The sequence below is a fragment of the Pseudoduganella ginsengisoli genome (assembly GCF_009720865.1).
GTDB classification, from domain to species: Bacteria; Pseudomonadota; Gammaproteobacteria; order Burkholderiales; family Burkholderiaceae_D; genus Rugamonas; species Rugamonas ginsengisoli.
Genome location: NZ_WNLA01000004.1, coordinates 264,201 through 283,157, shown reverse-complemented (window position 1 = coordinate 283,157; position 18,957 = coordinate 264,201). Strand labels below are relative to the sequence as shown.

The following is an 18,957-nucleotide window of genomic DNA, read 5'->3' as shown; positions in this document are numbered from 1 at the left end:
ATAACTTGGCGTCCCCACGGGGATTCGAACCCCGGTACTCACCGTGAAAGGGTGATGTCCTAGGCCTCTAGACGATGGGGACGTCGTGAAGCGTGCGCGCATTTTAGCACGCACCGTTGATGAATATCAAGGTTGCAGGCTCAATTGAAAAAAGCCATGCGGGTCAGGTAGGTGTGACCGCCTTCGATCAGCATCAACGCGACCAGTACCAGCAAGGCCAGCGGCGGCACAATGATGGTGTAAATCAGCGTCAGCCGCTCCCATTTCAAGTGCATGAAGAATGCGACGATCAAGCCTGCTTTCAACATCATCAATAAAAGGATCAAGGTCCAGCGCAGATAGCTTTGCACGTGGAAGTAATCAACCAGATATGAAAACGTGCTGAGCACAAACAGCCAGCCCCAAATCTTGAAGTAGACGCCGATCGGGTGCTGGGCATGGACAGTATCGTTAGCCATGGCGCCTCCTACCACAGGTAAAACAGTGCAAAGATGAACACCCACACCAGGTCCACGAAGTGCCAGTACAACCCTGCAATCTCGACAATGTCGTACTTGCCGCCATGGTCATAGTGCCCCGTGGCCAGGCGCCGCGCCACGATCAGCAAATACATCACGCCGGCCGACACGTGCATGCCATGGAATCCCGTGATCATGAAAAAGCACGAGCCGAATTGCGCGGCGCCCATGGGGTTGGCCCACGGCCGCACGCCTTCATGGATTAGCTTGCTCCATTCAAATGCCTGCATGCAGACAAACAGTGCGCCAAACAGCGCCGTCACCACCATCAGCCGCGCTGCCACTTTGCGGTCGCCACGGTAGGCATAATTGACCGCCATCGCCATCGTGCCGCTGCTGGTGATCAGCACGAAGGTCATAATGGCAATCAAGATCAGCGGCAATGTATGGCCCGCAATGGTCAGCGCGAAGACCTCGCTGGGATTTGGCCACGCTTGCGTCGCGCCCAGCCGCACCGTCATGTAGCCAGTCAGGAAGCTGCCGAAAATGAATGTATCACTGAGCAGGAAGATCCACATCATCAACTTGCCCCATGGGACGCGGTACGCCTCTTTATCTCCCGACAAATCGCCCACCACGCTTTGCCAGCCGCCTTGTGTATTGGTTTGTGTATCCATGGCTCACCTCGATTGCGGCGGACGCAGCCCGACACTGTCACACACGGCCTGCACGACATCCGGCGTGACCCAAAACAGCAACGCAAACAGCACCAGCCACAAGCCCAGCAAGTAATGCCAGTACTGCGCACACAGCGCAATGGTGCCCGCCAGCCGGTAGCGCGCCAGCCCACCCATGGCCTCGCCCTGCACCAGCGCTCTCGCCGCCAGCGCGGCCGCCAGCAAGCCGCCCATCACGTGCAAGCCGTGCAAGCCCGTCAGCATGAAAAAGAAGCTATCAGCAGGATTGCCGTCGACGCGGTATTGCATATCCATCATGGCTTGCCATGACCACCACTGCGCACAAAGGAAAGCCACCGATAGCACGCACCCCGCAACACCGGCGCGCCGCCCGCCCGCATCGTGAGCGTGGCGCCGCGCCGTTTCCCACGCAATACAGGCGGCAGCCAGCAATCCTGTGCTGAGCCACAGTTGCCACGGTACGTAGCGCAACGGCTGCCAGTCCGCAGCCGCCATGCGCATCACATAGGCAACGCCAAACAGCAGGAACAGCGACGTGACCACACCAAGAAACACCCACAGCCCCGCGCGCCGCGCCGCATAAGTCGCGGCCGGCAACACCGCGCTACCGGCAGCATGGACAAGTGTATTCATGCGGGCTTCCCTTCGCTTAAACCGGGAACCACGGCTGGCCGCGCAGCGTGGCCATCACCGTCATCCGGTCCCGTCGTTTGCGGCAAATAATCCGTGCCCTCACCCGGATGCCCATAGTCATAGGCGCCGCGGTATACCACTGGCAATTCCGCTCCCCAGTTGCCATGCACGGGCGGCGTTTGCGGCGTGAACCATTCGAGGCTGGCTGCGCGCCACGGGTTTCCGCCGGCAGGCTGGCCACGGAAGGTGCTGTAGATAAAATTAAACACAAACACCAGTTGCGTCACGCCGACGATCAGTGCGGCCACAGTAATGAATTCATTCATCACTTGCGCGGAGGGTGGAATGAAACTGTAATTTTCATAGGCATAGTAGCGGCGCGGCATGCCTAGGATGCCCAGGTAGTGCATGGGGAAGAAAATCGCATAGGCGCCAATGAACGTGACCCAGAAATGCAGCTTGCCCAGCGCTTCGTTGAACATGCGTCCGCTCATTTTCGGGAACCAGTGATACAGCCCGCCAAACACGGCCAGCACAGGCGAGACGCCCATCACCATATGGAAGTGCGCAACGACAAAGTACGTATTCGATAAGGGAATATCGACGCTGACATTACCAAGGAATAAGCCCGTAACGCCGCCCAGCACGAACGTACTGATAAAGCCCAGCGCAAACAGCATGGGTACCGTCAAGTGGATATCGCCGCGCCACAGCGTCAATGTCCAGTTATAGACTTTCAGCGCCGTGGGCACGGCAATGATCAGCGTCGTCGTGGCAAAGAAGAACCCAAACCACGGATGCATGCCGCTGACATACATATGGTGCGCCCACACGACAAAACTCAGCCCGCCGATCATGACGATCGCCCACACCATCATGCGGTAGCCAAAGATGCACTTGCGCGCATGTACGCTGACGAGGTCGGAAATGATGCCAAACGCCGGCAGCGCCACGATATACACTTCCGGATGCCCGAAGAACCAGAACAAGTGCTGGAACAGCAGCGGACTGCCGCCCTTATGGGCGAGGTGCTGGCCCATTGACACGACAGCCGGCATGAAGAAGCTGGAACCCAGCGCCTTATCGAACAGCATCATGACGCCGCTGACAAACAGCGCGGGAAAAGCCAGCAGCGCAAGGATGGTGGCGATGAAAATACCCCACACCGTCAGCGGCATGCGCATCAGCGTCATGCCGCGCGTGCGGGCCTGCAAGATGGTCGTCACGTAATTGAGCCCGCCCATGGTGGCTGCCGCAATGAACACCACCAGTGAAATCAGCATGGCGACGATGCCCCAGTCGACGCCAGGCGTACCCGGCAAAATGGCCTGCGGCGGATACAGGGTCCAGCCGGCGCCGGTCGGCCCGCCCGGCACAAAGAAACTGCCCAGCAAAATCAGCACGGACGCCAGGTAAAACCAGTAGCTCAGCATATTCAGGAAGGGGAACACCATGTCCCGCGCGCCCACCATCAACGGAATCAGGTAATTGCCAAAACCGCCGAGGAACAAGGCGGTCAGCAGATACACGACCATGATCATGCCGTGCATGGTGATGAACTGGTAATAGCGCTGCGCATCGATGAATGCAAACTTGCCCGGATAGCCCAGCTGCAGGCGCATCAAGTCCGACAGTACCAGCGCCACCAGGCCGACAAAGACCGCTGTCACCGTATATTGGACGGCAATGACCTTATGGTCCTGGCTCCACACATATTTCGTGACCCAGCTTTGCGGCCCATGATCGTGGCCATGCGCGTGTTCGCGCTCTTGTCCGTCATCCGCCATCGCCGCCTCCCCTTACTTCAAGGTCTTGATGTAGCCCACCAGCGCCGCCAGCGCCGCGTCCGTCAGCGGCTGCTGCGGCATTACGGGCGGATAGCCCTTGACGATGCTGGCTTTAGGATCGGCAATCGATTGCTTCAGATAAGCATCGTCCGCCACCACCGTACTGCCGTTGTCCAGCGTTTCACGCCTGCCGTACAAGCCTTTCCACGAAGGCCCTACGCCCGGCGCACCATCGGTTGAGTGGCAGGCTGCGCAGCCCCGCGCCTGCGCCAGCAATTTGCCTTGCGCGCCCACGTCGGCGCCGGTATCACCGCCCGTACCGGCGACGCCAGTACCTGCTGCGGCCGCCCCGGCGGCGCCCGCCTTTTTCGCGGCAAACGTGGGCTGTGCCGCCAGCCATGCCGCATAGGCCGGCGCTTCATCGACAATGACCCAGCTGCGCATATTGGCGTGCCCCACGCCGCACAGCTGCGCGCACAGCACTTCAAATTTCCCGGTTTGGGTGGGCGTGAACCAGAATGACGTCACCATGCCCGGCACCATGTTCATGCGGGTGCGGAATTGCGGGACATAAAAGTCGTGCAGCACATCTTGCGACCGCAGCATGACTTTCACGGGGCGCCCTACGGGAATATGGATTTCCTGGCTGTCGACCAGTACGTCATCCTGCCCGTTCGGGTCTTGCTCGCTGAGGCCGAACGGATTTTCCGGACTGATGTGGCTGATGTCGGTTTTACCCAGCTTGCCATCGCGGCCCGGCAAGCGGTAATGCCACTGCCACTGCTGGCCCATGACTTCGAATTGCATGGCGTCGGCTGGTGCATTGATGAGTTTGGCGTACACGTCGAGGCCGGGCGCCAGCATGATGACGATGCCCAGGCTGGTGACGCCGATCAGCCACCATTCGAGTTTCTTGTTATGGCTTTCGCGCGATGCCCGCACGCCGTCGCGGTGGCGGAACCTGATGATGGCGTAAGCCACGAACAGGTTGATGATGATGAAGATGGCCGCCGTGATATACAGCGTCAGCATCAGCGCGTCATCCATTTGCTGCCAGTTCGATGCCAGCGGCGTCAGCCACCAGGGACTGGCGAAGTGGAACGCCACTGTGCCGATCACAATCAGGATCAATGCCAATGCAAGCGCCATATGCAGCCTCTTTGCAGCCCCTATGCTGCCCCGCCACTCAGTGCTCAACCATGATGCTTCGCTCTGACGGGAGTGCTACGTGGCGACGCGCAGCGGCGCCGCGCCTGTTATGGCAACTCCCCGGCCCTGCCTTACTTGTCCAGCTTCAACGGCTACGGATTTTCCATCTTGCGATATATGTAGGCGCTCGACATCCCAAAGATGGCATGGCCGATGGCAGTCGGCCAGCCGCGCAATTCGGCAAACCACGAGAATGCGCCCACCATGCCGTAGAAGTTCAGCACGTACAGCACCAGCCCGAACACGGCGCCCGTAAACAGCACCATCGGCGTGGACGAGTCCAGCTGGAATGGCGCAATAATGGCAGCCAGCATGATGCCGAAGGCGACGCCGAGAATGTAATGCACGGCCAGCGCGGCAATCACGACGCCGAGGCTGTAGCCGGTGGTTTGCAGCACATCCCAGCCCATGACCATGGCAGCGATCATGCGCGTGGCCAGCCACGGGTCGCCTTGCGCAGCGAAGGCGGTCCACGCCAATTCCAGGACCATCAGAATACCGCCGGCGCCAAAGCCGGCGACGGCAGCGGCGGCCCAGTCAGGCTGGCGCGCCACCCAGCGGTGCGAGTGTAGATGCAGTTCCATGACCGTCTCCCGGTATGTCCGGCAACTTCGAACGGCTGCCCTGGACCTCGTTCAGTTTAGGTCAGTTTCGTCAACATGCAATCGCAACAAGATTGACTGGCGCAATAGGGAAAGCGGGAACTTTTTAAGATTGCACAGACGAAAAAAAACCGCCCACGGCGGCTGATTTTCTATGGCGTCCCCACGGGGATTCGAACCCCGGTACTCACCGTGAAAGGGTGATGTCCTAGGCCTCTAGACGATGGGGACCTTGGAACTTCCGAAACAATGATTCTGCGCTGTTGGTGGAGGTAAGCGGGATCGAACCGCTGACCTCTTGCATGCCATGCAAGCGCTCTCCCAGCTGAGCTATACCCCCTCTGGCGCAGAACTGACGATTACCTGATATGTTGTTGCCCGGCCTGAAGGCCCGGCACGCAATCTATCGGATTTTGGCGTCCCCACGGGGATTCGAACCCCGGTACTCACCGTGAAAGGGTGATGTCCTAGGCCTCTAGACGATGGGGACCTTGAACTTTCCGGCACTACACAATTCCGCGCTGTTGGTGGAGGTAAGCGGGATCGAACCGCTGACCTCTTGCATGCCATGCAAGCGCTCTCCCAGCTGAGCTATACCCCCCGGGCGCAGAATTGAACTACTTTTACTGCCACTACAAAATCTTGGCGTCCCCACGGGGATTCGAACCCCGGTACTCACCGTGAAAGGGTGATGTCCTAGGCCTCTAGACGATGGGGACCCGGACGGTGCTGCACACTACTCATGCCTGCGCTGTTGGTGGAGGTAAGCGGGATCGAACCGCTGACCTCTTGCATGCCATGCAAGCGCTCTCCCAGCTGAGCTATACCCCCGCTGGCGCAGGCAAAATAAAAGCCGCCCAGGGCGACTTTGTTACCACTGATGCATTTTCAGGAAAAACCCGAACCACAACAACCGGTACAACAATGCCACTTTGGCGTCCCCACGGGGATTCGAACCCCGGTACTCACCGTGAAAGGGTGATGTCCTAGGCCTCTAGACGATGGGGACCCTGGAACAACTTATTTGCTACAACTACTGCAACTTTCTTCTCAAACTGGTGGAGGTAAGCGGGATCGAACCGCTGACCTCTTGCATGCCATGCAAGCGCTCTCCCAGCTGAGCTATACCCCCGTTTGCGAAGAAGACAGGAGTATAGCAGACGATCTGAAGAATGCAAATACCTGTATGCAATCTTGGAAAAAAATTACAGGAATTTTGCGATGCGGGCCGCCACAGTGTCGCGTCCAAACAATTGCAGCACAGCATCGATGGCCGGCGTCTGCAACTGGCCGCACACAAACAGGCGCAATGGCATTGCCAGCTGCGGCATTTTCAAGCCATGGGCCGCCAGCACTTCCTTGATCATGGCGGCAATGGCTTCCTTGCTCCATTCCACAGTGGCAATACGTTCAGCAAACGCGGCCAGCGCAGGCTTCACGGCATCCGTCACGTGCTGGGACAGCAGGGCTGCATCCGGCTGCGGTGCGCGGTAGAACAGCATGGCGGCGTCGGCCAGTTCATTGGTGGTGTTGGTACGGTCCTTCAACAGCGCCAATACCGGCGGCAATGCCGGTGCGCCGTCGAACACGGCGCCGGCCGCCAGCATGCGCGGCTTCACCAGTTCCGCCAGGCGCGTATTGTCGGCCTGCTTGATCCAGTGATTATTCAGCCATGCCAGCTTTTCATTGTTGAATTGCGCAGCCGATGGCGTCAGGCTTTCCAGGTTGAACCACTCGGCGAATTGTTCCATCGAGAAGATTTCATCGTCGCCGTGGCTCCAGCCCAGGCGCGCCAGGTAATTCAGCATGGCTTCAGGCAGGAAGCCCTGTGCCGGATATTCCATCACGGACACGGCGCCGTGGCGCTTCGACAGCTTTTGTCCATCCGGGCCCAGGATCATCGGCAAGTGCCCATATTCCGGCAATTTGGCGCCAATCGCGCGCAAGATATTGATCTGGCGCGGCGTATTGTTGACGTGGTCATCGCCGCGCAGCACGTGGGTGATTTGCATGTCCCAGTCATCGACTGCCACGCAGAAGTTATAGGTCGGCGTACCGTCCGGACGGGCAATCACCAGGTCGTCCAACTCTTTGTTGGCAATGGTGATGGTGCCTTTGACGACGTCATTCCACGTGACTTCGCCATCCAGCGGATTTTTGAAGCGCACGACCGGCTTGCGGCCGGCTGGCACCGGCGGCAGCACTTTGCCTTCTTCCGGGCGCCACGTGCCGTCATAGCGCGGCTTTTCACCGGCCGCCGTGGCGCGGTCGCGCATGGCCTGCACTTCTTCCGGCGACGAATAGCAGTGGTAAGCGGTACCCGCCTCCAGCATTTGCGCCACGACTTCGCGGTAGCGGTCCATGCGCTGCATCTGGTAGAACGGGCCTTCGTCATGGTCCAGGCCCAGCCATTTCATGCCATCCAAAATGGCTTGCACCGCTTCCGGCGTCGAACGCTCCACGTCCGTGTCTTCAATACGCAGCACAAAGGTGCCGCCGAAATGGCGTGCATAGGCCCAGGAATACAGCGCGGTGCGGGCGCCGCCCAGGTGCAGGAAGCCGGTCGGGCTGGGAGCGAAACGGGTACGGACTGGAGTGGTGGTCATGGAGTCAGTGCGAATAAGGTAAAACCGCTATTTTACCCGCACCGGCACGGGGCGGACTACCGCCCGCCCCTGCCCCAGCATTACTTGACGGTGATATTGATCGTCTTGCTCAGCGGCGCACCATATGACTGGTGCGCGCCGTTGGCGAATTGCATGGTCAGCTTGTACTGGCCTGGCGGCAACTTCAATTCCGCTTCCGTTTGGCCTTTGCCGAAGTGCATGTGCTTTTCATCGAATGGAATCGATTCACCGGCTTTCAGGCTGTCGCCGTTGATGATCAAGTGATGGTGGCCGGTCTTCTCGGACATGTCGCCGGCAGGTTTGACTTCCATGCCGGACACATTGAATTTGACTTTGAACGGGCTGGTAACGGTGGCGCCATCCGCCGGTTCGGCAAACGACACGGATTGCGCGGAGGCGCCGGCGGCTGTCAGCGCCAGGAAAGCTGCCATCAGGGTACGTTTCATGCTGTTTTCTCCTATGGAATTAACAAAACAGCATTATGCACGCAGTGGACCGCTTTGGATCAATCGTTTTTGATGACAATCGACGGGAATTTACTCGTCATGTCCTTGGCCTTTTCCGCCACCTTGATGGCAACCTTGCGGGCAATCTCTTTATAGATGGCAGCCGTCGCGCCATCCGGATCGGCCACCACAGTTGGCTTGCCGGAATCCGTCTGCTCGCGGATTGCCAGTTGCAGCGGCAGCGCGCCCAGGTAATCGACGCCGAAGTCGCCGCACATTTTCGCGCCGCCACCCTGGCCAAAGATATGTTCGTGGTGGCCGCAATTGCTGCAAATATGCAGGCTCATGTTTTCCACCACGCCAAGGATAGGTATGCCGACTTTCTCGAACATTTTCAAGCCCTTACGGGCATCGAGCAGCGCGATATCCTGCGGCGTCGTGACAATCACGGCGCCCGTGACCGGCACTTTTTGCGACAGGGTCAGCTGGATGTCGCCCGTGCCCGGCGGCATATCGACCACCAGGTAATCGAGGTCGCGCCAATTGGTTTGCTCCAGCAATTGCTGCAGCGCTTGCGTCACCATCGGGCCGCGCCATACCATTGGTTCATCCGGATCGATCAGGAAACCAATTGACGACACTTGCACGCCATGGTTTTCCAGCGGTTCCATGGTTTTGCCATCCTTGGTTTCCGGACGGCCGGACACGCCCAGCATCATCGGCTGCGACGGGCCATAAATGTCGGCATCCAACATACCGACCGACGCGCCTTCCGCCGCCAGCGCCAGCGCCAGGTTCACGGCGGTCGTGGATTTGCCCACGCCGCCCTTGCCGGACGCCACGGCAATGATGTTTTTCACGTTCGGCATCAGCTTCAAGCCGCGCTGCACCGAGTGCGAAATGATCTTGCTGTATACATTAGCGGACACCGTCGCCACGCCCGGCAGCGCCTGCACCGCGCCGGTGACCAATGCGCGAATGGAATCAAACTGGCTCTTGGCTGGATAGCCCAGCTCGATATCGAAAGAAACGTCGCCGCCCTCGACTTTCAGGTTGCGCACGCATTTGGAAGCGCAGAAATCCTTGCCGGTATTCGGGTCCACCACGTGGGACAGGGCTGCTTTGACGTCGTCGGTTGTAATGCTCATAAGTTCTCCGTAGAAGATGCGGAAGTCTAGCGCAAAATAGCCGGTGTATGGCCTTCCGGCTGCGCATCCGACCCTAGCACTGGTAAAATGGCCGTTTTTCCACCAATAAAGCGCATTACTATGACCCGCAAGCTGTTCGTCACTACTGCCCTGCCTTACGCAAACGCTGCCTTCCACATCGGCCACATGATGGAATATATCCAGGCCGACATCTGGGTCCGTTTCCAGCGAATGCAGCGCGAAGGCAATGGCTTGCGCGAAGTGCATTTTGTTGGCGCCGACGACACGCATGGCACGCCGATCATGATTGCCGCGGAGAAAGAAGGCATCACGCCGCAAGAATTCGTGGCGAAAATTGCCGCCGGGCGCGCGCAATACCTGGATGGCTTCCACATCGCCTTCGATAACTGGTATTCGACGGATTCGCCGGAAAACGTGGAATTGTCGCAAGGTATCTACCGCAAACTGCGCGATGCCGGCCTGATTCAAACCAAGACCGTGGACCGTTTCTATGACCCGGTCAAAGGCATGTTCCTGGCGGACCGCAACATCAAGGGCGAGTGCCCGAAATGCGGCGCCAAAGACCAGTATGGCGACAACTGCGAAGTGTGCGGCGCCGCGTACCAGCCGACCGAGCTGGTCAATCCGTTCTCCGTGTTCACCAATGCCACGCCGGTGTTGAAGCCGTCCGAACAGTACTTCTTTAAACTGTCCGACCCGCGCTGCTATACCTTCCTGCGCGACTGGCTGAATACGCCAGGCCGTTTGCAGCCTGAAATGGTCAATAAAGTGTCCGAATGGCTGGGCGAAGCGGGTGAAAAGCTGGCCGACTGGGACATTTCGCGCGATGCGCCCTACTTCGGCATCCCGATTCCCGATGCGCCGGGCAAATACTTCTACGTGTGGCTGGACGCGCCGGTCGGCTACCTGGCCAGCCTGAAGAATTACTGCGGCAAGAAAGGGATCGATTACGACGCGCTGCTGGCCGACCCTGGCACGGAGCAAATCCACTTCATCGGCAAAGATATCGTGTCGTTCCACCTGCTGTTCTGGCCGGCGATGCTGCAATTTGCCGGCCACCCGACCATTGAACGCATGAAAGTTGCCGTACACGGCCACTTGACCGTGAACAATGAAAAAATGTCGAAGTCGCGCGGCACCGGCATTTCGCCGCTGCGCTACCTGAACCTGGGCATGAACCCGGAATGGCTGCGCTATTACATCGCGTTCAAGCTGAATTCCCGCGTGGAAGACCTGGACTTCACGGGTGAAGATTTCGTCGCCCGCGTGAACTCGGACTTGATTGGCAAGTATGTCAACATTGCCAGCCGCTGCGCCGGCTTTATTGCGAAGAAATTCGACGGCAAACTGGCCGCCACCTTGTCCGACAACGCAATGGCCTGGATCAAGCGCGCGCTGACCACGGAAAATGGCGCCGAGCGCCAGGCCCATATCGCTGCCAACTTCGACCAGCGCGAATTCGGCAAAGCCTTGCGTGAGATCATGGAAGTGGCCGACATCATCAACCAGTACGTGGATGACAACAAGCCATGGGTGCTGGCCAAGGATGACACCAAGACGGCGGAACTGCACGACGTGTGCACGACGGCGCTGATTCTGTTCCGTCAATTGACCGTACTGCTGTCGCCGGTCTTGCCAGGTGTGGCAGCCAATGTAGCGAAATTCCTTAACGACGAGCGCTACACGTGGGCCGATACCGAATTGTCGACCGGCGCTGTCTATCAATCCATGCTGGGCCGCACCATCGGCGCCTATACGCACTTGATGACGCGCGTGGACGCAAAAATGATTGAAGACTTGTTTGACGCGCAAAACCAGATTGCAGCAAGCGGCAATGCTCCCGCCGTGAAAGCTGAAAAACCTGCTAAAGCGGAAAAACCGGCGCCATTGGCGCCGCTGGCGCCAAATGAAGGCATTGAACCACTGGACGCGGAAATTAAAATCGATGACTTCATGAAAATCGATTTGCGTATCGCAAAAATCGTCAATTGCGAACACGTGGAAGGCTCCGATAAATTGCTGCGTTTGACGCTGGATGCCGGTGAAAACCGCCATCGCAATGTCTTCTCCGGCATTAAATCGATGTACCAGCCAGAGGATTTGATTGGCAAATTAACGGTTTTGGTGGCCAACCTGGCGCCGCGTAAAATGAAATTCGGCATTTCCGAAGGCATGGTGATGGCGGCATCCAGCGCGGATGAAAGTAAAAACCCAGGTATTTACATCCTGAATCCGTGGCCAGGTGCGGAACCGGGCATGCGCATCCGTTAATTCATGATGAACATCGTTGTTCGGCAAGCCACGGATTCCGATGCGAAATTAATTGCCGAGCTCACGCGTGCTGCGTGGGCCGGTAAAGTCAGCGTCACTTCCAGTGGACACCGGGAAACCGCCGTTCGCGTTTCGCAGGATTTGCGGGACGGCGGCGGTTTTATTTTATTGGTCGATGATTTGCCGGTCGGCTCCATCCGCTGGCTGCCCCTGGAGGGCGAAACCGATGTATGGGAAATCTTGCGGATGGGTGTATTGCCAACGCACCGGGGCGCGAATATCTCGCAGCATTTAATTGAAGCCGTCATCCACCATGGGCTGGAAACCGGCATCAGCGAATTGCGCCTGGCAGTCCGCAGCGACCAGCCGGAATTAATCGGCTTTTATTCGGCGTTTGAATTTGAATTGGCGCCAGAGCTGGAATACACGCACGCCAATCCCCTGGAGCCTGCGCCATTTGTCATGCGGCGCATACTCCGCGATTAAGTTCCTTGTTACATCTGGAACATTACCGCCACTTTAGGCTTTAACGGATCAATCGGCTTATCATGGCAGCCCGCTGCCAATACCGCCACAGCGGCCAGCGCCCATATGAATTTGCGCATGGCATTCTCCTTCTCGGCTGCCCCAGCATAACAAACCCGGAAAAAACGCAGCGCACGCGTGGCGCTGTTTTTTTGCGGGTTTTATGCCATATTCTGGCTTGATTAAGCCAGTTATTGGCATAAAAAGCCCGCAAAGGCCCCTGATTAACCCGATCAGACGCGCCGCGACGACACGACAATGCCGCCGACTATCAATAAAAAGGCAGCGCCGTGATATAGGCGGGGTAACTCACCAAGGAAGGCCGACGACATCAGCGCGGCAAATAGCGGCGTCAAGTTACTGAAAAAGGCGGCGACGCTGGGACCAGCCCGCTGCACGCCGGCGCCCCAGCAGCGGAATGCAATTACTGCCGGGCCGATCGCCACATACATTAACGCGGCAAACAATGGCCAGCCCCAGTGAATTTGCTGCGGCGCCAGCAGCCATTCGCCGCCGGCAAATAATCCAGACCAGATAGCGCCAAATGCCACTTGCGCCAATAAAAAACTGGCCCAATTGGCGCGCAATTCCACTGGCTCGGTGGAGCGGGTCAATAGCCAGCTATACAACGACCACGCAATCGTCGCCAAAATCATGAACATATCGCCCGCAACCAGCCGCAATTCCAGCAAGTGGTTTAATTCACCGCGTGCCAATACCAGCACTACGCCGCTGATGGATAATATGGCCCCGCATATCTGGCGGCGTGAAATCCGGGCGCCAAAAAACATCCACCCAGTCAACATCATCCAGACCGGCATCCCTGCCGCCACCAAAGTCACATTAATCGGCGTAGAACTTTGCAATGCCAGGTATTGCAATGCGTTATACATGCCGATACCCAATAAACCCAGCAAAGCAAACCGGCGCCAATGGCGCCATAAACTACTATCCCGATGAAATATGGGGCCGGCCAATGGCAGCAAGATAACCAATGCGATAGCCCAGCGCAGGAAATTCAGCGTAATTGGCGGCACCAATTCGTGGACCATGCGGCCGACAATGGCATTACCGGCCCACAGCAGTGGCGCCAGCGTCAGGAATAATATCGTGGAGGGATTCATGCACAACGATTTTACGCAATTCAATAAATCTGTGCAGGCAGACAAAAAAATGGCGCCCCCGAAGAGGCGCCCAAGAAAGACAGGCTGAAGATTCCCGTCCTTGGAGAAAGTCAGTGTGTATCAATGAAAGGGCCAGCCGCATGCCGCACCACCAGCAATACTTAGGCGATTCTTTCCGATACCCGCGACCGAGATGAAGAATAAAGGACAGTACCGGCGGAATGATCAGCCTGTGCGTATAGCTGTGCTAGCGCGATTCATAGCTCAACGCCCTTTGTGGATTTGTGACAACGGCAGTTTCAGGCAATGAATCCATAAACTTGCAAACAGGAATGCCGGGCGTACAATGAACCGACAGATTGCCGTGTATACAACTTAATATTAAAAAGGGGATAACACATGCAACGCTTTTCTCGTACTGCCATCGCGGCCGCCATCCTGTCTTCACTCAGTTCCGCCGCCCTGGCCCAGGCCACGAATGTCCAACTGTATGGCCTGGTCGACATGTACGTGGCCCGTTCGCAAATGAGCGGCACGCCGTCGACTACCGTCGTCAACAGCGGTGGCATGACGACGTCGTACTGGGGCATCGGCGGTACGGAAAACCTGGGCGGTGGTAACTCGGCAGTGTTCGCCATTGAAGGTTTCATGCGCGCCGACACGGGCGAGGCAGGCCGTACGCCCGGCGAAGCCATGCTGACCCGGGCCGCCTACGTTGGTTTGAATGGCGACATGGGCCAGTTCAAGATCGGCCGTCTGCCGACGCCGTTGTTCCAGTTGTCCGGCAACTTGAACCCGTTCGGCTTTTCCACCCGCTTTTCGCCATTGATGACGCAGCTGTGGATTGCCGGCTATGGCGTAGCAGTCATGGGCGATTCCGGCTGGAATAATGCCGTGCATTACACGTCGCCAACCTTTGGCGGCGGCTTCAGCGTGGTGGGCCAGGTCAACCTGGGCGAGCGGAGCGGCACAGCGGTCGGCAACGACACGTCCGCCGTGCTGCGCTACAGCTCCGGGCCGCTGATGGTGGCGGTGGCCGCGCAGGAAGTGAAAAACGGCTTGAACCAATCCGCAGCCGCCCCCAGCCAGCGCACAGTTTTTGCCGGGGGATCCTATGACTTTACTGCCGCGAAAGTATTTGCCACCTACGACCGCAACAAGACTGAGTTGACGGGCCGCCGTACGCGCATGGCGCACGTGGGCGTGGCTGTACCGCAAGGCGCAGGTAAATGGATGGTGGGCTGGGCCCGCGCCAATGAGCGTACGAATGTCCGTGCCCCGTACCACCGCGATACCATCAGCGCCGGCTATGACTACAATTTGTCCGTGCGCACCGATATTTACGCGATGGGCGTCTACGACAAGATCAGCACGTCTGCCAGCGGCACCACGTACGCAACCGGCATCCGCCACAAGTTCTGAGTGACGCCTGTGCACTTTTAGATCGCGCTCCCCATATCCTTGCTTGCTGCATCGCGGTAAAATAACTGTTGGACATTTTTTCGCACTCTCACGATATGAAATTCTCTAAACAGTTCAGCATGTACGAGTCGGACCACACCAAGTTCATCAACTCGCTGCGTCAGCAAAAGCCAGGCCTGGAAGAGCGCCAGCGCCAGGGCCGTTCCCTGCTGTGGGACAAGGAACCGACCCCGCTGTCCGAACAGGAACGCATCAAGGCATCGACCGTTAAACAGCAGGCTTACGTTTACCAAAACAAGGTCTAAGCCGGACTGAAGCATGTCGCAGCACGGACAGGCGGACATGCCGTCGGGAGAAGGCGCTCCGGTCACGGATACGCCGGTGCAGGATGCGGACACGACACCGGCGGCCGGCAGCGCGGACAGCGCTGAGGCCGCCGAAGTCGTTGGGCATGCGCGCCTGTACGGCGAACCACTGCTGAAACTCCCCACCGACCTGTACATCCCGCCCGACGCGCTGGAAATCTTCCTGGAAGCATTCGAAGGCCCGCTGGACTTGCTGCTGTACCTGATCCGCAAGCAAAACTTCAACATCCTCGACATCCCGATGGCGCAAGTCACGCTGCAATATTTGCAGTACGTGGAGCAAATCCGCCTGTCGAACCTGGAACTGGCTGCCGAATACCTGTTAATGGCAGCCATGCTGATTGAAATTAAATCACGCATGCTGCTGCCGCAGCGGGCGCCGGAACTGGAAGCGGAATTTGACGATCCGCGCGCGGAACTGGTGCGGCGCTTGCTGGAATATGAACAAATCAAGCTGGCGGCATGGGATTTGAATGCACAGCCGCAAGTTGGCCGCGATTTTGTCCGCACGCAGGTGTATATCGAACAAAGCTTGCAACCGGTGTTTCCAAACGTGACGCCGGAAGATTTACAGGCGGCGTGGGCTGGCTTGCTGCGCAAGGCGCGGCTGGTGCAGCACCATAAGATCAGCCGCGAAGAATTGTCCGTGCGCGAGCACATGACCATTATCTTGCGCAAGCTGCAATCAGCCCGCTTCGTGGAATTCGCGGATTTGTTTGACGTGTCCGGCGGCCCGCCTGTCGTGGTCGTGAATTTTGTCGCCCTGCTGGAACTGGCAAAAGAAACCTTGATTGAAATTACCCAGGCCGAGCCGTTTGCGCCTATTTATGTACGGCTGGCATATTCGCCGGCCTGATCCCGAGAGCTCATTATGAAAATCATTTCCTCCATCGATGAATTGCGCGACCAGCTCAGCGGCCAGTTGCGCACGGCCTTCGTGCCAACCATGGGTAACCTGCACGAAGGCCACCTGTCGCTGATGCGCCTGGCGCGCAAGCACGGCGACCCGGTGGTGGCCTCGATCTTCGTCAACCGCTTGCAATTCGGCCCGAACGAAGACTTCGACAAATATCCGCGCACGTTCCAGGCGGACGTGGAAAAGCTGGAAAAAGAAGGCGTGTACGTGCTGTTTGCGCCAACCGAGAAAGATATGTATCCGGAACCGCAGGAATACCGCGTGACGCCGCCGGACGGCCTCGGTAATGCACTGGAAGGGGAATTCCGCCCTGGCTTCTTTACGGGCGTGTGCACGGTCGTTGCCAAGCTGTTCAACTGCGTGCAGCCGAAAGTCGCCGTGTTTGGCAAGAAGGATTACCAGCAGCTGATGATCGTCCGCAACATGGCGCGCCAGATGGGCATGCCGACCAATATCGTGGCAGCCGAAACGTACCGCGCGGAAGACGGGCTGGCGCTGTCGTCGCGCAATATGTATTTGTCGGAGACGGAACGGGCGGAAGCGCCGGCGCTGTTCCAAACCTTGAATTTCGTGGCGGAAGAAATGCGTGCGGGCCACCTGGATATCTTCCAGCTGGAACACAAAGCCATGGACGACCTGGCCAAGCGCGGCTGGAAACCGGATTACATTTCCATTCGTAAGCGCGCTGATTTGCAAGTGCCGTCAGCCGGCGACCTGGCGCAGGGTACACCGCTGGTGGTGCTGGCTGCGGCCAAGCTGGGTACGACGCGCTTGATCGATAACCTGGAAATCTGACCACCGGCAAGTCATTCCCGCGCAGGGCCCGGCGCCCCCGCAGGCATCCATGGGTAGCCAGCCTCGGACGCGCAGCATGGATCCCCGCCTTCGCGGGGATGACGATTCAGCGCTTACGACGTCGTCACCGACTGCGTCCACGCCAGCGCTTCCAGGTGCGCCTTATTGACTTCCGCCGGGCTCAAATTCAGCGTCGAAGCCAGCGACGCCACCAGATCGCTGTTCAACTCGCACGCCTCGGCCAGCGCCAGGTAAGGCCCATACTTGCCGGAGCGCGACATCAGCGCCGCCACCACGTCATCCGACAGCTGGATCCCCGCCAGCACTTCTTGCATCGGCATCCCCAGCAACCGGTCCAGCAGTGAAAACATGCCGGCCACGAAAATGTTTTCCGCGTCAGCCTTGCCCAGCGCTTTCAAGCCCAGCAATTCCGCCAGGCGGCCCCGCACCACGGCGGTTTCCAGCAAGACGGGCGAATAGCCATTGGTGCTGGCCGTGGCCAGCAGCAAGGTCAGCCAGCGGTATAGCGGTTCATAGCCCAGCATGGTGATGGCCTGGCGCAGCGACGTGATTTCCCGCCCTGCACCAAAGCCTGCGGAATTAATGTAGCGCATCAGCTGGTACGACAGCGCGGCATCGCGCCGCAACACGTCTTCCAGGTTTTTCACGTCGGCATTGGCGCTGACCATTTGCATCAATTGCATGATCAGCGTTTGCGCCGGATTCATGCCTTGCACGGAAGTGCCAGGACGGGGCGTCAAGTGCAGCTTGCCGACAAATGCATCGAGTCCCAGCGCCGCGCATGCATCGAAATCATTCCACGTGGCGACAGGACGCCCGATCATGCGCAAATTCGATGCCTTCAATGCCGCATAGGCGCGCGCCTGCGACGCCACGTCGGCGCCCGTGAATTTGACTTCGACAAAGGATGCGATCGTGCCCAGGCGCGAACCCACGCGCGCCAGGTCGGCATCGCGCAGCAAGATGCCGACGCCGCCGGCGCGCAAGCCTTGCACGGCCGCCAGCGTATCGGCATTGGCCAGCATGGGCGCGCGGATCGACAGCACCGTATGCTCAGGCGGCATGTTGTACAGCGCGTCGGTCGACAGCATTTCCGGCACGGCTTGCAGGAACAGCATTTTGTCCCGCAACAGCCAGCCCTGCCCGTCGTCATTGACTTCGCCAGCCACGAAGCCCACCAGGTCTTCCAGCTGCGCCCGCGTAGGCGGCGTGCTGCCTTGCTGTTGCCACGTCAATTCGTAGCCGACCACTTTCTGCGCCGGGTCCAGCAACGGCTCGCGAACAAGGAAATTGGTTTGATGCATAGTGTGGTCGCCTGAAAAAACTAAGGCCGGCGCAAGGCCAGCCCGGGTGATACTAAGGCGCAATGCCGGCGCGCGACCGCGCCCAAGGCATTGCACCGGCCGCAGCCATGACACAGAGGTGGCGCGCCTGTTGCGCCGCGTGTCCGCTCAGGCGCGCTGCGCCACGGCTGCTGCGCCATCCGCGACCTGTCAGGCGCCCAGCTTTTCGAAAATCTTGTTCAGCTTTTCATCCAGGGTGGCGGCAGTGAAAGGCTTCACCACATAACCGTTAGCGCCGGCCTGGGCCGCCGCAATGATGTTTTCTTTTTTGGCTTCTGCCGTCACCATCAGCACAGGCAGCTTGGCCAGCGCGGGATCGGCACGAATGTTTTGCAGCATGGTCAGGCCGTCCATGTTCGGCATGTTCCAGTCCGACACGACGAAATCGAACGGTTCCGCGCGCAGCTTCGCCAGCGCCATGACACCGTCTTCGGCTTCGTCCACATTGGCATAACCCAGTTCTTTCAACAGATTCCGGACAATGCGGCGCATCGTCGAAAAATCGTCAACAACTAAAAATTTCATCTTTGGATCAGCCATGAATTA

18 protein-coding genes and 9 tRNA genes are annotated in these 18,957 nt (G+C 58.5%); 6 read left to right on the top strand and 21 right to left on the bottom strand.

Annotated elements, in window-relative coordinates:
* Positions 1-6: 6 nt before the first annotated feature.
* From GM668_RS09665 to apbC, 18 genes are all read right to left on the bottom strand, one after another.
* Positions 7-82 (bottom strand) — tRNA-Glu (locus GM668_RS09665).
* 58 nt (positions 83-140) lie between these two features.
* Entirely contained in the window at positions 141-458 is a 318-nt protein-coding gene (locus tag GM668_RS09660) for a cytochrome C oxidase subunit IV family protein (protein ID WP_155438722.1), read from the bottom strand.
* An 8-nt stretch (positions 459-466) separates the two neighbouring features.
* Positions 467-1,135, bottom strand: coding sequence for a heme-copper oxidase subunit III family protein (locus GM668_RS09655; RefSeq protein WP_155438721.1), 669 nt, complete (start codon positions 1,133-1,135; stop codon positions 467-469).
* A gap of 3 nt (positions 1,136-1,138) precedes the next feature.
* On the bottom strand, positions 1,139-1,789 hold the full coding sequence (locus GM668_RS09650) for a cytochrome c oxidase subunit 3 family protein (RefSeq protein ID WP_155438720.1): 651 nt from the start codon (positions 1,787-1,789) through the stop codon (positions 1,139-1,141).
* Complete coding sequence (locus tag GM668_RS09645) at positions 1,786-3,576, bottom strand: cytochrome c oxidase subunit I (RefSeq protein WP_155438719.1); 1,791 nt, start codon at positions 3,574-3,576, stop codon at positions 1,786-1,788. Before GM668_RS09645 ends, GM668_RS09650 begins: the two co-directional genes overlap by 4 nt.
* 12 nt (positions 3,577-3,588) lie before the next feature.
* Entirely contained in the window at positions 3,589-4,725 is a 1,137-nt protein-coding gene (locus tag GM668_RS09640) for a cytochrome c oxidase subunit II (RefSeq protein WP_155438718.1), read from the bottom strand.
* 152 nt (positions 4,726-4,877) lie between these two features.
* Positions 4,878-5,369, bottom strand: coding sequence for a hypothetical protein (locus GM668_RS09635; protein ID WP_155438717.1), 492 nt, complete (start codon positions 5,367-5,369; stop codon positions 4,878-4,880).
* A 173-nt stretch (positions 5,370-5,542) separates the two neighbouring features.
* Positions 5,543-5,618: transfer RNA gene (locus GM668_RS09630), tRNA-Glu, on the bottom strand.
* A 33-nt stretch (positions 5,619-5,651) separates the two neighbouring features.
* Positions 5,652-5,727: transfer RNA gene (locus tag GM668_RS09625), tRNA-Ala, on the bottom strand.
* Between the two features lie 74 nt (positions 5,728-5,801).
* Positions 5,802-5,877: transfer RNA gene (locus tag GM668_RS09620), tRNA-Glu, on the bottom strand.
* Positions 5,878-5,912: 35 nt separating this feature from the next.
* Positions 5,913-5,988 (bottom strand) — tRNA-Ala (locus GM668_RS09615).
* Between the two features lie 42 nt (positions 5,989-6,030).
* A tRNA-Glu gene (locus GM668_RS09610) sits at positions 6,031-6,106 on the bottom strand.
* Between the two features lie 36 nt (positions 6,107-6,142).
* Positions 6,143-6,218, bottom strand: a tRNA-Ala gene (locus GM668_RS09605).
* A 102-nt stretch (positions 6,219-6,320) separates the two neighbouring features.
* Positions 6,321-6,396 (bottom strand) — tRNA-Glu (locus tag GM668_RS09600).
* Between the two features lie 47 nt (positions 6,397-6,443).
* A tRNA-Ala gene (locus tag GM668_RS09595) sits at positions 6,444-6,519 on the bottom strand.
* 73 nt (positions 6,520-6,592) lie between these two features.
* Positions 6,593-7,993, bottom strand: a complete 1,401-nt coding sequence (gene gltX / locus GM668_RS09590; RefSeq protein ID WP_155438716.1) for a glutamate--tRNA ligase — start codon at positions 7,991-7,993, stop codon at positions 6,593-6,595.
* Positions 7,994-8,073: 80 nt separating this feature from the next.
* Complete coding sequence (locus GM668_RS09585; RefSeq protein WP_155438715.1) at positions 8,074-8,460, bottom strand: DUF4399 domain-containing protein; 387 nt, start codon at positions 8,458-8,460, stop codon at positions 8,074-8,076.
* 59 nt (positions 8,461-8,519) lie between these two features.
* Complete coding sequence (apbC, locus tag GM668_RS09580) at positions 8,520-9,608, bottom strand: iron-sulfur cluster carrier protein ApbC (RefSeq protein WP_155438714.1); 1,089 nt, start codon at positions 9,606-9,608, stop codon at positions 8,520-8,522.
* Positions 9,609-9,728: 120 nt separating this feature from the next.
* On the opposite strand from apbC, the gene metG reads away from it, so the two are divergent.
* Complete coding sequence (metG, locus tag GM668_RS09575) at positions 9,729-11,900, top strand: methionine--tRNA ligase (protein WP_155438713.1); 2,172 nt, start codon at positions 9,729-9,731, stop codon at positions 11,898-11,900.
* Between the two features lie 6 nt (positions 11,901-11,906).
* The gene (locus GM668_RS09570) at positions 11,907-12,386 is read left to right on the top strand and encodes a GNAT family N-acetyltransferase (RefSeq protein WP_155438826.1); all 480 of its coding nucleotides are present in this window, start codon (positions 11,907-11,909) and stop codon (positions 12,384-12,386) included.
* Between the two features lie 272 nt (positions 12,387-12,658).
* Here the strand turns inward: GM668_RS09570 and GM668_RS09565 are convergent, their stop codons facing one another.
* Positions 12,659-13,549 (bottom strand): DMT family transporter, encoded by an 891-nt coding sequence (locus GM668_RS09565; RefSeq protein ID WP_155438712.1) that lies wholly within the window; start codon positions 13,547-13,549, stop codon positions 12,659-12,661.
* A 399-nt stretch (positions 13,550-13,948) separates the two neighbouring features.
* On the opposite strand from GM668_RS09565, the gene GM668_RS09560 reads away from it, so the two are divergent.
* The 4 genes from GM668_RS09560 to panC all read left to right on the top strand — a co-directional run bounded on the left by GM668_RS09560 (position 13,949) and on the right by panC (position 17,047).
* Positions 13,949-14,971, top strand: a complete 1,023-nt coding sequence (locus tag GM668_RS09560; protein WP_155438711.1) for a porin — start codon at positions 13,949-13,951, stop codon at positions 14,969-14,971.
* Positions 14,972-15,066: 95 nt separating this feature from the next.
* Positions 15,067-15,276: a DUF3460 family protein gene (locus GM668_RS09555; RefSeq protein WP_155438710.1), complete on the top strand. Its 210-nt coding sequence runs from the start codon at positions 15,067-15,069 to the stop codon at positions 15,274-15,276.
* A 76-nt stretch (positions 15,277-15,352) separates the two neighbouring features.
* Entirely contained in the window at positions 15,353-16,192 is an 840-nt protein-coding gene (locus GM668_RS09550) for a segregation and condensation protein A (protein WP_371868677.1), read from the top strand.
* A 15-nt stretch (positions 16,193-16,207) separates the two neighbouring features.
* Positions 16,208-17,047: a pantoate--beta-alanine ligase gene (panC, locus tag GM668_RS09545; RefSeq protein WP_155438709.1), complete on the top strand. Its 840-nt coding sequence runs from the start codon at positions 16,208-16,210 to the stop codon at positions 17,045-17,047.
* 113 nt (positions 17,048-17,160) lie between these two features.
* Here panC and GM668_RS09540 read toward each other — a convergent pair whose 3' ends face one another.
* Both GM668_RS09540 and cheY read right to left on the bottom strand, forming a co-directional pair.
* Positions 17,161-18,372 carry an EAL and HDOD domain-containing protein gene (locus GM668_RS09540; protein ID WP_155438708.1) on the bottom strand — a complete coding sequence of 404 codons (1,212 nt, stop codon included), beginning with the start codon at positions 18,370-18,372 and terminating at the stop codon, positions 17,161-17,163.
* A gap of 189 nt (positions 18,373-18,561) precedes the next feature.
* The gene (cheY, locus tag GM668_RS09535; protein ID WP_154372866.1) at positions 18,562-18,951 is read right to left on the bottom strand and encodes a chemotaxis response regulator CheY; all 390 of its coding nucleotides are present in this window, start codon (positions 18,949-18,951) and stop codon (positions 18,562-18,564) included.
* Between the last annotated feature and the right edge of the window lie 6 nt (positions 18,952-18,957).

Coding starts and splice junctions, on each gene's coding strand:
- GM668_RS09660 (WP_155438722.1), bottom strand. CDS start 458: ATGGCTAACGATACTGTCCATGCCCAGCACCCGATCGGCGTCTACTTC.
- GM668_RS09655 (WP_155438721.1), bottom strand. CDS start 1,135: ATGGATACACAAACCAATACACAAGGCGGCTGGCAAAGCGTGGTGGGC.
- GM668_RS09650 (WP_155438720.1), bottom strand. CDS start 1,789: ATGAATACACTTGTCCATGCTGCCGGTAGCGCGGTGTTGCCGGCCGCG.
- GM668_RS09645 (WP_155438719.1), bottom strand. CDS start 3,576: ATGGCGGATGACGGACAAGAGCGCGAACACGCGCATGGCCACGATCAT.
- GM668_RS09640 (WP_155438718.1), bottom strand. CDS start 4,725: ATGGCGCTTGCATTGGCATTGATCCTGATTGTGATCGGCACAGTGGCG.
- GM668_RS09635 (WP_155438717.1), bottom strand. CDS start 5,369: ATGGAACTGCATCTACACTCGCACCGCTGGGTGGCGCGCCAGCCTGAC.
- gltX (WP_155438716.1), bottom strand. CDS start 7,993: ATGACCACCACTCCAGTCCGTACCCGTTTCGCTCCCAGCCCGACCGGC.
- GM668_RS09585 (WP_155438715.1), bottom strand. CDS start 8,460: ATGAAACGTACCCTGATGGCAGCTTTCCTGGCGCTGACAGCCGCCGGC.
- apbC (WP_155438714.1), bottom strand. CDS start 9,608: ATGAGCATTACAACCGACGACGTCAAAGCAGCCCTGTCCCACGTGGTG.
- metG (WP_155438713.1), top strand. CDS start 9,729: ATGACCCGCAAGCTGTTCGTCACTACTGCCCTGCCTTACGCAAACGCT.
- GM668_RS09570 (WP_155438826.1), top strand. CDS start 11,907: ATGAACATCGTTGTTCGGCAAGCCACGGATTCCGATGCGAAATTAATT.
- GM668_RS09565 (WP_155438712.1), bottom strand. CDS start 13,549: ATGAATCCCTCCACGATATTATTCCTGACGCTGGCGCCACTGCTGTGG.
- GM668_RS09560 (WP_155438711.1), top strand. CDS start 13,949: ATGCAACGCTTTTCTCGTACTGCCATCGCGGCCGCCATCCTGTCTTCA.
- GM668_RS09555 (WP_155438710.1), top strand. CDS start 15,067: ATGAAATTCTCTAAACAGTTCAGCATGTACGAGTCGGACCACACCAAG.
- panC (WP_155438709.1), top strand. CDS start 16,208: ATGAAAATCATTTCCTCCATCGATGAATTGCGCGACCAGCTCAGCGGC.
- GM668_RS09540 (WP_155438708.1), bottom strand. CDS start 18,372: ATGCATCAAACCAATTTCCTTGTTCGCGAGCCGTTGCTGGACCCGGCG.
- cheY (WP_154372866.1), bottom strand. CDS start 18,951: ATGGCTGATCCAAAGATGAAATTTTTAGTTGTTGACGATTTTTCGACG.